General features: G+C 74.0%; 14 protein-coding genes and 2 tRNA genes. 14 read left to right on the top strand and 2 right to left on the bottom strand.

What is annotated here, in order from left to right; all coding sequences use genetic code 11:
• The first annotated feature begins 14 nt into the window (after window positions 1-14).
• The 6 genes from AB0D44_RS18170 to AB0D44_RS18195 all read left to right on the top strand — a co-directional run bounded on the left by AB0D44_RS18170 (window position 15) and on the right by AB0D44_RS18195 (window position 3,686).
• Window positions 15-1,691: a LytR C-terminal domain-containing protein gene (locus AB0D44_RS18170; protein WP_362591531.1), complete on the top strand. Its 1,677-nt coding sequence runs from the start codon at window positions 15-17 to the stop codon at window positions 1,689-1,691.
• Between the two features lie 119 nt (window positions 1,692-1,810).
• Window positions 1,811-2,257 carry a ribosome silencing factor gene (rsfS, locus tag AB0D44_RS18175; protein WP_362591534.1) on the top strand — a complete coding sequence of 149 codons (447 nt, stop codon included), beginning with the start codon at window positions 1,811-1,813 and terminating at the stop codon, window positions 2,255-2,257.
• Window positions 2,254-2,910, top strand: coding sequence for a histidine phosphatase family protein (locus AB0D44_RS18180; protein ID WP_362591610.1), 657 nt, complete (start codon window positions 2,254-2,256; stop codon window positions 2,908-2,910). The genes rsfS and AB0D44_RS18180 overlap by 4 nt, the downstream gene beginning before the upstream one ends.
• Window positions 2,911-3,033: 123 nt before the next feature.
• Window positions 3,034-3,106 (top strand) — tRNA-Ala (locus tag AB0D44_RS18185).
• Between the two features lie 143 nt (window positions 3,107-3,249).
• Window positions 3,250-3,483 (top strand): hypothetical protein, encoded by a 234-nt coding sequence (locus tag AB0D44_RS18190; protein WP_008738908.1) that lies wholly within the window; start codon window positions 3,250-3,252, stop codon window positions 3,481-3,483.
• A 130-nt stretch (window positions 3,484-3,613) separates the two neighbouring features.
• Window positions 3,614-3,686: transfer RNA gene (locus AB0D44_RS18195), tRNA-Ala, on the top strand.
• 134 nt (window positions 3,687-3,820) lie between these two features.
• On the opposite strand, the gene AB0D44_RS18200 is transcribed toward AB0D44_RS18195, so the two are convergent.
• Window positions 3,821-4,816: a LuxR family transcriptional regulator gene (locus tag AB0D44_RS18200; protein ID WP_362591537.1), complete on the bottom strand. Its 996-nt coding sequence runs from the start codon at window positions 4,814-4,816 to the stop codon at window positions 3,821-3,823.
• A 131-nt stretch (window positions 4,817-4,947) separates the two neighbouring features.
• Window positions 4,948-5,832, bottom strand: a complete 885-nt coding sequence (locus AB0D44_RS18205; RefSeq protein ID WP_362591540.1) for a helix-turn-helix domain-containing protein — start codon at window positions 5,830-5,832, stop codon at window positions 4,948-4,950.
• Between the two features lie 278 nt (window positions 5,833-6,110).
• Here AB0D44_RS18205 and AB0D44_RS18210 point away from each other — a divergent pair, with 278 nt between their 5' ends.
• The 8 genes from AB0D44_RS18210 (at window position 6,111) to AB0D44_RS18245 (ending at window position 12,029) form a co-directional block, all read left to right on the top strand.
• Window positions 6,111-6,374, top strand: coding sequence for a hypothetical protein (locus AB0D44_RS18210; RefSeq protein WP_362591543.1), 264 nt, complete (start codon window positions 6,111-6,113; stop codon window positions 6,372-6,374).
• Window positions 6,367-6,981, top strand: a complete 615-nt coding sequence (locus tag AB0D44_RS18215) for a hypothetical protein (protein ID WP_362591545.1) — start codon at window positions 6,367-6,369, stop codon at window positions 6,979-6,981. Before AB0D44_RS18210 ends, AB0D44_RS18215 begins: the two co-directional genes overlap by 8 nt.
• A 76-nt stretch (window positions 6,982-7,057) precedes the next feature.
• Window positions 7,058-7,873, top strand: a complete 816-nt coding sequence (locus tag AB0D44_RS18220) for a helix-turn-helix domain-containing protein (protein ID WP_362591548.1) — start codon at window positions 7,058-7,060, stop codon at window positions 7,871-7,873.
• A gap of 108 nt (window positions 7,874-7,981) precedes the next feature.
• Window positions 7,982-8,164: a hypothetical protein gene (locus AB0D44_RS18225; protein WP_362591551.1), complete on the top strand. Its 183-nt coding sequence runs from the start codon at window positions 7,982-7,984 to the stop codon at window positions 8,162-8,164.
• 75 nt (window positions 8,165-8,239) lie between these two features.
• Entirely contained in the window at window positions 8,240-8,770 is a 531-nt protein-coding gene (locus tag AB0D44_RS18230) for a MauE/DoxX family redox-associated membrane protein (RefSeq protein ID WP_362591554.1), read from the top strand.
• A 42-nt stretch (window positions 8,771-8,812) separates the two neighbouring features.
• A complete protein-coding gene (locus AB0D44_RS18235; RefSeq protein ID WP_362591557.1) occupies window positions 8,813-9,361 on the top strand; it encodes a TlpA disulfide reductase family protein in 549 nt (182 codons plus the stop codon).
• Window positions 9,358-11,337 (top strand): ABC transporter ATP-binding protein, encoded by a 1,980-nt coding sequence (locus AB0D44_RS18240; RefSeq protein WP_362591560.1) that lies wholly within the window; start codon window positions 9,358-9,360, stop codon window positions 11,335-11,337. Before AB0D44_RS18235 ends, AB0D44_RS18240 begins: the two co-directional genes overlap by 4 nt.
• The gene (locus AB0D44_RS18245) at window positions 11,334-12,029 is read left to right on the top strand and encodes a S26 family signal peptidase (protein WP_362591563.1); all 696 of its coding nucleotides are present in this window, start codon (window positions 11,334-11,336) and stop codon (window positions 12,027-12,029) included. The genes AB0D44_RS18240 and AB0D44_RS18245 overlap by 4 nt, the downstream gene beginning before the upstream one ends.
• The last annotated feature ends 110 nt before the right edge of the window (window positions 12,030-12,139 follow it).

Genomic DNA, 12,139 nt, shown 5'->3' on the forward strand with positions numbered 1-12,139 from the left:
AGAGGGGCCCCGCGGTGAACGACCGACAGGATCCGTACGACCCGTATGCCACCCACGAGCAGCAGCTCATCGGCTACGACGCGTACGGGCGGCCGGTGTACGGCCAGGCACCCGCGCAGCCCGCCCAGCCCGCCCAGGACTACGGACAGCAGCAGTACGGCTACGACTACCAGGCGCAACCCCCGCAGGGGTACGCCCAGCAGCCGCAGCAGCCGTACTACCCCGAGCCGGCGCCGGCCGCCCAGGACTACGGGCAGCAGGCCCCCGCCTACGGCTACGACACGCAGCACACCCGGCAGGCGCAGCAGTGGATCCCGCAGCAGACGGCCCCCGAGCCCCAGCGGCAGCCCGAAGCCGAGCCCGAGCCCCCGCGGACCGGGCAGGTCCCCCCGCCGCGCCGGCCCGACGCCGAGTCCCAGGCGGGGCGGGACTACCGCACCGAGATGTTCGCGTTCATCGACCAGCCGGACGAGGACTCCGAGGACGTCATCGACTGGCTCAAGTTCACCGAGAGCCGGACCGAGCGCCGTGAGGAGGCCCGACGCCGCGGCCGCAACCGGGTGGTGGCGCTGATCGTCGTCCTCGCGCTGTTCGTCGTCGCCGGCCTCGGCTACCTCTGGTACGCGGGCAAGCTGCCCTTCCTCGACGGTCCCGGGCAGAAGGAGAACGCCGCGGCCGCCGACGCCGGGCCGCAGAAGCGCGACATGATCGTCGTCCACGTGCACAACACCAAGAAGGGCGGCACCTCCTCGGCGCTGCTCGTCGACAACGTCACCACCAAGCAGGGCGCCACCGTCCTGCTGCCCAACACCCTCGGCGTCCCCGGCGCGGACGGGACCTCCACGGGCCTCGGCAAGGCCGTGGAGGAGGGCGGCCTCGGCACCCGCGAGGCCCTCGACTCGGTGCTCGGCACGCACATCGGCGGCACCTGGCGGCTGGACACGCCCTTCCTGGAGAACCTGGTCGAGCTGGTCGGCGGCATCGAGGTCGACACCGACACGGCCGTCCCGGCCGACGACGCCGTCAAGGCGCCGGCCGTGGCCCAGGGCCAGAAGCAGAGCCTGAGCGGCCCGATGGCCGTCGCGTACGCCACCCACCGGGCCCAGGGCGAACCGGAGGCCAAGCAGCTGGAGCGCATGGGCAAGGTGCTGTACGCCGTCCTGCGCAAGGTCCCGAGCGACCCGAAGGCGGCCGCGGTGACGGTCGACAGCATGGGCCAGATCCTCGATCCGGCCCTGAACGCGCAGACGCTCGGCGCCCTGCTGTCGCGGCTCGGCGCGCACGCCAAGGTGGGTGCGTACCGCACCGACGTCCTCGGGGTGAAGCCCGACGGGGGCCTGACGGACGACGCCACCAAGAAGGTCGTCAAGGAGGTGCTCGGCGGCTCCGTCGTGGCGGCGCAGCCCGGTGCGGCCGCGCGCGTGGGCCTCAAGGACGCCACCGGCGACGAGAAGGTGCAGGTCGCGGCGAAGGCGGCGCTGCTGAACGGCGGCTACGACTTCGTGGACGGAGGCAAGGCGGACAAGACCGCGGCCGCCTCGCAGATCACCTACCAGGACGACGCCCAGAAGGACCGGGCGATCGAGGTCGCCAAGACGCTGGGGCTGCCCGAGACGGCCGTGAAGAAGGGCGAGAACGCGGTGAACGCGGACGTCGTGGTGATCCTGGGCAAGGACTACAAGGCGTCCTGAGCCGGAGTCCGGGGGCTCTCACCGGGGGGGTGCGCCCGGGCGGAACGTTCCGCGCGGGCGGTGTCGGCGGTACATGAGACCCTTGTAAGGATCTGCCCGCCAACCCGAAAGCATGGCCAGTGACCGCCACGGACCGCTCCATCGAGCTCATCACCACCGCCGCCCAGGCTGCGGCCGACCGGCTCGCGCACGACATCATCGCGTACGACGTCAGCGACGTGCTGTCGATCACCGACGCCTTCCTGCTCGCCTCGGCGCCCAACGACCGCCAGGTCAAGTCGATCGTGGACGAGATCGAGGAGCGCCTGCTCAAGGAGCTCGGCGCTAAGCCGGTGCGCCGCGAGGGCGACCGCGACGCCCGCTGGATCCTGCTCGACTACATCGACATCGTCGTCCACGTCCAGCACAGCGAGGAGCGGGTCTTCTACGCGCTGGAGCGCCTGTGGAAGGACTGCCCCGAGATCGAGCTCCCCGAGGACGCCAAGCTCACCATCGGCAAGGCCGAGGAGCACGCCAAGCTGCGCGAGGCCGCCGGCGACGACGAGCTGGACGGTGATCTGTTCTGAGCACCACCACCAAGGGCACGACCGGCAGGAAGATCGTCCTGTGGCGCCACGGTCAGACCGCGTGGAACCTGGAACGCCGCTTCCAGGGCTCCACGGACATCGAGCTGACCGAGACCGGAGTGGCGCAGGCGCGCCGCGCCGCCCGGCTGCTCGCCTCGCTGAAGCCGCACGCCATCGTGGCCTCCGATCTCCGGCGCGCGGCGGCCACCGCCGCGGAGCTCGCCGCCGTCACGGGGCTGCCCGTGGAGCACGACCCCGCGCTGCGCGAGACGTACGCGGGCGAGTGGCAGGGCCTGACGCACGACGAGATCCTCGCGAAGTACGGCGAGCAGTACGCGGCGTGGAAGCGCGGCGAGCCGGTCCGCAGGGGCGGCGGTGAGCTGGAGACCGAGGTCGCCGACCGCGCCGCGCCGGTGGTGCTCGAGCACGCCGACCGGCTGCCGCAGGGCGGCACGCTCGTCGTGGTCAGCCACGGCGGCACCATCCGTACGACCATCGGCCGCCTGCTGGGCCTGGAGTCGTTCTACTGGGAGGGCCTGGGCGGGCTCTCCAACTGCTGCTGGTCCGTCCTCGGCGAGGGCGCGCGCGGCTGGCGCCTGCTGGAGCACAACGCCGGCACGCTGCCGGAACCGGTGCTCGGCGACGACGACTGAGCGGCTCCGTGCCGCTCCCCGCGGGGGCTTCCACCCGGATTTCACTTTCCGGCTGGTCACAGGCTAGAGTTCTTCTTGTTCGCAGCGCGGAACACCGGAGACGGGGGGAGCGCGGCGGAGAGCGGGGCTATAGCTCAGTTGGTAGAGCGCCTGCATGGCATGCAGGAGGTCAGGAGTTCAATTCTCCTTAGCTCCACAATCAGGATCCCGTCCCCAACAGGGGGCGGGATCCTTGTTTTTGTACCCTTTGCGATTGCTGACCCCGCACGTACCGGCATGGCAGAATCGGACGGCCGGAGGGGGAGACGACGGCCCGATGCGGGAGGGAGTCGCTGACGGATGGGTGCACACCGGCGGCGGTGCGACTGGTGCAACAACGGCACGCCGATCGTGCGTGACATGGATCCGGTCAACCCCGACTACCAGTACTGGTGCGAGGAATGCGCGCGGGCGCTGATCATAAAAGGCGACCCGATCGAGACGTACCGGGAGCTGGAGGGGGAGCCGATCTACGGCCGGCTGCTCGACGAGCACTGCACGCTCAAGCGGTTCTACCAGTTCGCAAGAGCGTGACGGAATAGGTTAAAACGGACATGGCCCGCGGTCGACGGAAACCGATTTTTGGACCAGGGCCATGACCGTGTAATGTTTGGGACGTCGCCAAGGGGAACCGGAAACGGAAGCCGGGCGGCAGGCAGAACAAGGGGCTATAGCTCAGTTGGTAGAGCGCCTGCATGGCATGCAGGAGGTCAGGAGTTCAATTCTCCTTAGCTCCACAGTGAAGAAGCGGGCCACCCGGATCGGGTGGCCCGCTTCTCGTTGTGCCGACTGCCGACTGCCGACTGCCGACTGCCGACTGCCGACTGCCGACCGCCGATCTGCCGGCTGCCGGTACGGTCCGCGGGGCGGATCAGAGCCAGCCCAGCCGTGCGGCCTTCACCCCGAGCTCGAACCGGCTGGACGCCCCGGCCAGGGCCGACAGATCGGCCACCATCCGCCGCTGGGTCCGCACCGAAACCCCCAGGGCGCGCGCCACCACGGCGTCCGTGACCCCCTCGGCGAGCATGCGCAGCAGTTCCCGCTCCTGCGGGGAGGGCGAACCGGGCGCCGGACCGGTGGCCTCCGCGACCGCCTGCAAGGTCTCGGCGCTCTTCCAGTACGCCGTGAAGAGCGCGTGCAGGGCCCGCACCACCGGTGCGCTGCGCACCAGCAGCGCCGTGGGCTGGCCCGCCTGCGCATCGCCGGGAAGAACGGCCTCCTCGCCGTCCACGATGAGCAGGCGCATCGGCAGGGTGGGCGACAGGCGGATCTCCCCGCCGTGCTCGTCCGCCCAGCGCAGGTAGGTGAGCGCCTGCCGGTCCTTGCCGATGGCGTGCAGGTAGATGCTGCGGAACCGGACGCCGCGCAGGATCGCCTGCTCGTTGAGCGGGCGGCCCGCCTCGATGGCCTCGGGGGTGAGCGAACCCTCGGGCTGGAGCGAGAGCACCTCGCGCTCGCAGCGGCTCGCGAGGGTCTCCAGCCGCGTACGGATCTCGTCCTTGCCGTGCAGGACCTCCGTCCCGCTCGCCGCGTCCGCCCGTCCGGCCGTCACGTACTCGGTGGCCAGCAGGGTCAGGGCGGCCCGGGTCTGGGCCACCCGCTCCTGGCGCAGGGCCAGTTCCTGCTGCTCGCGCTGGAGCATCATCTCCAGGCCCAGATCGGGGCTGACCGCCCGGACGTCGGCGGGGTCGTCCCAGGACGGCCGGAGCAGCGCCAGCTCCACCAGCCGCTCCAGTGACTCCCGCACGCGCTGCTCGGGGATCGACAGCCTCTCGGCCAGCCGGTCCGGGCTCTGCTCGCGGTGCAGGAGTACGGCCCGGTAGACCGCGAGGACATCCGCGTCGAGGGCCGACTGCGTCTGCGACATACCCGTCACCCTTCCGAGGGGGCGTCCCGCGTCCGGGTGCTGTGCGGGACCTCGTCGTAGCGTTCCACGGCCCCGGGCCGGCCGTCTTGGACGAACCCGACGTCCGGGCGGAGGGGCCCGGACGACCCGGGTCAGGCCGTCAGCACGGCGCTGGTGACCTCGCCGCTGACCCGGTCCACCTCGGCGGGACCGGGCCGGGCCGACGCGCGCAGGGCCAGGAACCGCGAGGGGGAGTGGGCGGTCATCGCCTTGAAGTCCCGGTTCAGATGGGCCTGGTCGTAGAACCCCGCCAACGTGGCGGCCTCGGACGGGCGCATCCCGGCCGACAGCGAGCCGAGGACCCGGCGTACCCGCAGCACCCGGGCCGCCGTGCGCGGCGGGAGCCCGATCTGTTCGCGGAAGCGGCGCTCCAACTGCCGTTCGCTCCACGAGGTCTCGGCGGCCAGCGTGTGCACGGGCAGGGTCCCGCCGCTGCGTTCGAGCCGGTCCCACGCCCACACGGTACGGGGGCACGGCGCCGGGCCGTCCCGGATCCACAGCCGCAGCGCCGCGTCGAGGATGCGGAACCGGTCCTGCCAGCCGGCCGTACCGGCCAGGACGCCGCACAGGTCCGGGTAGCGGGTCCCGGTCAGGGCGGAGGTCTCGCCCACCGTGTTGCCCAGCTCGTGCATGTCGACGCCGAAGAGCCGGAACGCGGCCCACGGGCGCAGGGTGACCTCGATGCCGTGCAGGTGGCCGTCGTGCTCGCCGAGGGTGGGGCGGGACACCATCCCGGAGACGAGCGGGGCGGCGGTGTGCACGAGGGTCTGGCCGGTCGCCGCGCACCGGACCCGCAGGGGCCGGCCCCCGAGGTTCAGCACGAGGGTCACCGCCGCGCACGGGATCTCCAGGCGGCGGCGGGGCCGGCCGAGGGCGAGCCGGAAACCGCGGTACCCCAGGACGCCCGGTCGCAGGGCCGGGTGCGGCAGCCGTTGCGCGAACTCCCAGGTGCCCGCCGGACACGCACGTATCCGCATCTGCCTCCCCCTTCGCAAGCGGCCGCGGACGGCCGCTCCCGGTGCCGTGCGCAGGATCCCAGCCTCATCGCAGTCCGCGCCGCCCACCAGCCGGATTTCCGACAACCAGCCGTGCGGGGCGGGCTTGGCAGCTTTGTGTCATGCATCCGGCTGCAGCCCGGCGACCCTTGGGCCGGCTGCCGCGGGGTGCTGTCCTGGGAACAGGCCGGGCACCCGCCCGGGCCCGAAACGGCGCATGACCACGCCACCAACCGACACCGGACATCCCAGGGGGAACCATGCCCAGCACCACGTCATTCGCCGGACGATGTGCCGCTTCCGCAGCGCTCGCCGTGGCGGTCCTCGTACCCCTGCACGCCGCCGCGGCCCACGTCGCCCACGTCCCCGCGGCGGGCGCCGCGCACACCGCCGACCTCGCCGACGGCGCGGGCCCGGGGACCGGCGCGAGGCCGGGGACCGGCACCGGCACGGGGACCGACGACTTCATCTGGAACGTCGCGCCGAAGCCGGCCCCCGCGCCGGGCGCCGCCGCGCATGCCTGACCCCTTCCGCGTGCCGAGCGGCCGTGTCGCCCTGGTGGTCACCCGCTCCCACGCCGTCGGCGGCCCGCTGTGCCGGGCCCTGGCCGCGGAAGGCGCCCGGCTCGCCGTCGCCGGACCTTCGCTCCTGGAAGTCAGCGCCATCTGCGCGGGGTTGGGCCGCCAGGAGACGCCGGGCGCCGTCACCGCCCTGCCCTACCTGATGGCCCCCGGCGCCTGCGGCCCCCGGCGCCTGGTCGCGGCCGTCATGGACGACCTCCAGCGGATCGACGCCCTCGCGCTGGATGCGCTGGACGTGCTGGACGCGCAGGCGGCGGTGCCCGCGGCCGCCCTGGTCGCCGCGGCCGCCCGCGCCATGGTCCGCGGCGGCCGGGCCGGCCGCATCGTGGTCACCGGACCTCCCCGGCTCGATGCGCAGGTGCGGCTGTGGGCCGACGCCTCCCGCGCCCACGGCATCACCGTGAACCTCCTCGTGCCGGCCCCGGGGGCCGCGGAGGACCTGGCGGAGGACCTGGCGGCGGGCACCGCCCTGCTGCTGTCACCGCTCGCCCGCGGCATCACCGGGCAGGCCATCGAGGTCCACGGCAGCGGCGTCCCGCGCCGCCCCTGACCCTTCGGCGCCTCCCCTTCCGCCTTCCCCGCCCTTGTCATCCATGTCATCCATGGCCTCCCGAGGAGGAAGCCCGGTGGACGTATCCGCCTGTCCCCGCACGCCCGGCGAGTCGGTCGACGCCGAGCCCGACGGGGCGCTGCGCCCCGGAGTCCTGCGCTACCGGGGCTTCCGGCGCGCCCAGGGTCCGCCCTGCCGGCACCTGGAGGTGCCCGCCGGCGCCGTGAGCCTGTTGCTGCTGACCGAGGGCGAGCTGCTGCTGGGGCCGCCCGACGGCTCCGGTCCGCTCGTCCCCCACACCGCGGTGGCCTGCGGGCTGCGCACCAGCGGGCTGGCCGTCCAGCACCGGGGGGCCGTCGCCGGAGTCGAGGTGACCCTCACCCCGTGGTGCGCCTACACCCTCTTCGGCGGCGTCCCGCTCGGCCGGCTGGGCCGCGGCCCGCTCGACCTCGCCGAACTGATCGGGCCGCGGGCCGCCGCCCTGCGCGAACGGCTGGCCGGGGCGTCCGGGCCGGCCGCACGGTTCGCCGTACTCGACCGGACCCTCGCGCAGCTGCTGACGGCCGGGCCACCGCCCGCCCCGCCGGTCGTACGGGCCTGGCGCGATCTGCACGCGAGCGCGGGCGGCGCCTCCATTCCCCGGCTGGCCCACGAGGTCGGCTGGTGCCAGAGCCAGCTGGAGCGCCGCTTCCGCGAACAGGTCGGCCTCACCCCCAAGGGCTGTGCGCGCGTCATCCGGCTGCGCAACGCGCTGCGGCTGCTGCGCGGCGGCCTGCCCGGCGCGGAACTCGCCGCGGCCGCCGGTTTTCACGACCAGTCCCATTTGAGCCGTGAATTCAAGTCCATGACCGGCACCACGCTCGGCCGCTATCTCGCGGCAACGGGAAGCTGAATTTCTACAAGACCCGCAGCGAGCCGATCCGCAAAAGTAATGACCACGGAGAGAGGGAAGCGAATCTCCGGAAAGAAGAAACTCCATTCCCCAGACACGGGAGACATCGTGTTCAAGAAGATCGAGGCCATCGGCGACAGCCTGCTCGCCCTGATCGCGCCGAAGACCGAAGCGGCCGCGGCCCCCTGCTACGTCCGCTACTACAAGGCCTGCTGGCAGTGCGCCGGCCGGCCGTGCGAGGCCTGCTGCGACAGCAGCGGCAAGAACTGCCAGTACATCGACTGCCGCTGAATTCCTGCGGTAGCCCCGCCGTCATGAATACGGCCGGCTGAGATTCCGCCCCCGGGCGACCCACAGGTGGTGAACATGCTGTACCTGGCCATCGGAATGCGTTGCCTGATCGGGGCGGTATTTCTGGTCTCCGTCCTCGGAAAGACGGCCGGCCGCGGCGCCTATGCCGCATTCGTCGTCTCGGTGCGGGAGTTGCTCCCGCTCTCCCGCACCGTGACACGGCCGGCCGCCGCACTCGTCGTCCTGGGCGAGGCGGCGATCGTGCCGCTCCTCGCCCTGCCCCAGCCCCTCGCGCACCGGACCGGATTCGCCCTCGCGGCCGCCCTGCTGACCGCCTTCACCGGGGCCGTCGCCCGGTCCCTGCGCCAGGGATCCCGCACCCCCTGCCGGTGCTTCGGCGCCTCGGCCACGCCCCTCGGACCCCGGCACCTGGTACGCAACCTGTTCCTCGCCGCCGGTGCGACCGCCGGCGCGGTGGCCGCCGGGTCCGCCGGGGCCCTGCACCCGGGCGGGGCGCTGGCCGCCGCCTTCGCCGGCCTGCTGCTCGGCGCCCTCGTCACGCTGCTCGACGACCTGCTCTACCTCCTGCGGCCGGCGGCCGTCTGACCGTCCGGCCGCCCCGCACCCTCGACCCGCTACGGAGCCGCCATGTCCCTCCTGATCACCGCAGTGGCCCTGGTCGGGCTGCTCGCCGCCCTCGACCTGCTGCTCACCGTCGGCGTGATCAAGCGCCTGCGCGATCACGCCGCCCTGATCTCTGACAAGGTGAACGCGGAGGCGCCCGTGCCCCTCGGCGTCGGCGAGGAAGTCGGGAACTTCTCCGTGACCAGTGCGGACGACGAGGAACTCACCCTGGCCGACCTCGAAGGCGACACCCTCGTCGCGTTCTTCTCCCCGAACTGCACCCCGTGCAAGGAGAAGCTGCCCGTGTTCACCGAGTACGCCCGGCACTTCCCCGGCGGTCCCCGCCGGGTGCTCGCCGTCATCGCGGGCGGGGCCGAGGGCGGCGGCCGCTTCGCCGAAGCCCTGCGCCCCGTCGCCCGGGTGGTCCGCGAGGACTACAACGGCGAGGTGGGCGCGGCCTTCCAGGCCAAGGCGTACCCCACCCTGCTCCTCGTCGGCCGGGAAGCCGACGGCCGGGTCGTCGTCCGCGACAACCAGGTCGACGTGACCGCCGGCCTCCCGCTCGCGGCATGAGCAGCCGGGAGCGCCGGGAGCGCCGGGAGCGCCGGCAACCGGGGCGCGGCGGCCGCTCCCGGCAGATCCACCGGGCCGACGGCGACCGCGGGCCCACCGTGACCGTGTCGCGCGGCCGGCGCCTCGTCGCCGCCACCGCCCTGGCCGTCGCGGCCGCCCCCGGGGTCCTGGCGGGCTACGTCGTCCTCACCCTGGCCACCGGGGTCCTGCCGGTGGCCGCCGCCTGGTTCACCAAGGCGGTCGTGGACCGCATCTCCGGGGGTCCGGCGGCCGGCGGGCTGGCGGCCCCGGCCGCGCTGCTCGCCGCCACCGGGGTGCTCGCCGCCGTCTTGCCCCAGGTCGCCCAGTACCTGCGGGCCCAGCTCGACCGCCGGGCCGGACTGCTCGCCATGGAGCGGCTGTTCGGCGCCGTCGAGCGGTTCACGGGACTGCGGCACTTCGAGGACCCCGAGTTCCTGGACCGGCTGCGGCTCTCCCAGCAGGCCAGCCGGGTGGCCCCCAACCAGACCGTCGACGCCGCGCTCGGCCTGATCCGCTCGCTGATCACCGGCGCCGGACTGCTCGGCACCCTGCTCCTGTTGAGCCCGCTGATGACGGTGCTGGTCCTGCTGTCCGGCCTGCCGATGCTCCTGGCAGAACTGGACCTGTCCCGGCGCCGTGCGCACACCGTCTGGGCCGTCAGCCCCGCCGAGCGCCGCGAGGCCTTCTACGCCGAGCTGCTCACCTCCGTCCAGGCGGCCAAAGAGGTACGCCTCTTCGCGCTCGGCCCCTTCCTGCGCGGCCGGATGGCCGCCGAGCGGCGGGTCTCCGACCGGGGGCGCGCCGCCGTCGACCGGCGCGAGGTCCTCGTCCAGGCTGGGCTGGCCCTGCTCGCCGCGCTGATGTCGGGCGGCGGCCTGGTGTGGGCCGTGGGCCGGGCGCGGACCGGTGGCCTCACCGTCGGCGACGTGATGATCTTCGTGGCGGCGGTCGCGGGCATCCAGGGGGCGCTGATCTCCTTCGCGGCCGATCTGGCCCGCGCCCACCAGGCGCTGCGCTCCTTCGAGCACTTCCTCACCGTCCTCGCCACCCCCTCCGACCTGCCGGTACCGCAACGGCCCGACCCGCTGCCCGAGTTGCGGCGCGGGATCGAGCTGAAGGACGTCTGGTTCCGCTACGGGCCCGACCGGCCCTGGGTGCTGAGCGGCGTGACCCTGCACATCCCGCACGGCACGACGCTCGGCCTGGTCGGCCTCAACGGCGCAGGGAAATCCACCCTGGTCAAGCTGTTGTGCCGGTTCTACGACCCGACCCGCGGGGCGATCCTGTGGGACGGCGTGGACCTGCGCGACACCGCCCCCGAGGCACTGCGCGCGCGGATCAGCGTGGTCTTCCAGGACTACATGGAGTACGAGCTGACCGCCGCCGAGAACATCGCCCTCGGCGAGCTCACCGCCCTCGACGACCCGGAGCGCATCCGGGCCGCCGCCGACCGGGCCGGCATCCACCGCAGGCTCACGGAGCTGCCGCGCGGCTACGACACCCTGCTGTCGCGCACCTACTTCATGGAGTCCGACAAGGACGACCCGGACCTCGGCGTCGTCCTCTCCGGCGGCCAGTGGCAGCGGCTCGCCCTGGCGCGGGCCCTGCTGCGGCACCGCAGGGACCTGATGATCCTGGACGAGCCCTCCTCGGGCCTGGACGCGGCCGCCGAGCACGAGGTGCACAGCTCGCTCGCCGCGCACCGGGCCGGGCGCACCAGCCTGCTGATCTCGCACCGGCTGGGCGCGCTGCGGATCGCCGACCGGATCGTGGTGCTGGCGGACGGCCGGATCAGCGAGCAGGGCACGCACGGCGAACTGCTCGGCGCCGCGGGGGAGTACGCCCGGCTCTTCGCCCTCCAGGCGGAGGGCTACCGGCCCGCCCCGGAGCCGGCCCCGGGCGCGGTCCGGGCCCCGGCTCCGGACTCCGCACCCCGGACGGAGCCGGTCCGATGAGCGGGCGGGTGCTGCCCGGGGACCCGACGCCCGGCCGGCCCGATCAGCCGTACGGGCCCGAGCTCGCGGCGGCCGGGGGCGAGGGCAGCGCCGCCTGGGCGGGACCGGCGCGCCCCGCCCGGGCTGCGGCCCGCAGCCGCGGGCGCCTGGCGCAGGCGCCGGCCGGGGTGCTGCCGCTCGCGCTGGCCGGAGCGGGGGCCGCCGCGCTGGTCACCGGCGACGCGGGGATCCGTACGGCCGCGGTCGCGGTCCTCGCCGCCGCGGCCCTGTGGTGGGCGCTCAGCCGCCGGTTCGTCGTGGTCACCGTGCGCGGCCCGAGCATGGAGCCGGCGTACCGCGACGGGGACCGGGTGCTCGTCCGGCGCGGCGGCCCGCCCCGCAACGGGGAGGTCGTCGTCGCCGGACACCCCGGTGCAGCCCGGCGCGGCGAGTACGGCCTGCTCATCAAACGGGTTGCCGCCGTCCCCGGCGACCGGATCCCGCGCGTCGGGGTCCCGGCCCTGGCCCGGGCCCCCGGCAGCCGGGTCCCGGACGGCCGGCTGGTCCTGCTCGGCGACAACCGGCCGGTCAGCCTCGACTCGCGGGAACTGGGCTACTTCCCGGCCGACCGGGTTCTGGGCCGCGTCCTGCGCCACCTGCCCGCGCACCGCACGCCCTCGCCCGCCCCGCTTCCCACCGATGGGGAGGAGTGAGCCGCGGCGCCGGTACGGGGCCCGCCGGACCGGGGCTCCCGGACCGGCCCCGGCGCGGTGCCGTCCGGGCCGCGGACGCTACGGGCGCCCGCTGCGGCCGCTGCGGTACT

Origin of the sequence: Streptomyces sp. NPDC048349, from assembly GCF_040651925.1 — a bacterium.
Taxonomy (GTDB): Bacteria; Actinomycetota; Actinomycetes; order Streptomycetales; family Streptomycetaceae; genus Streptomyces.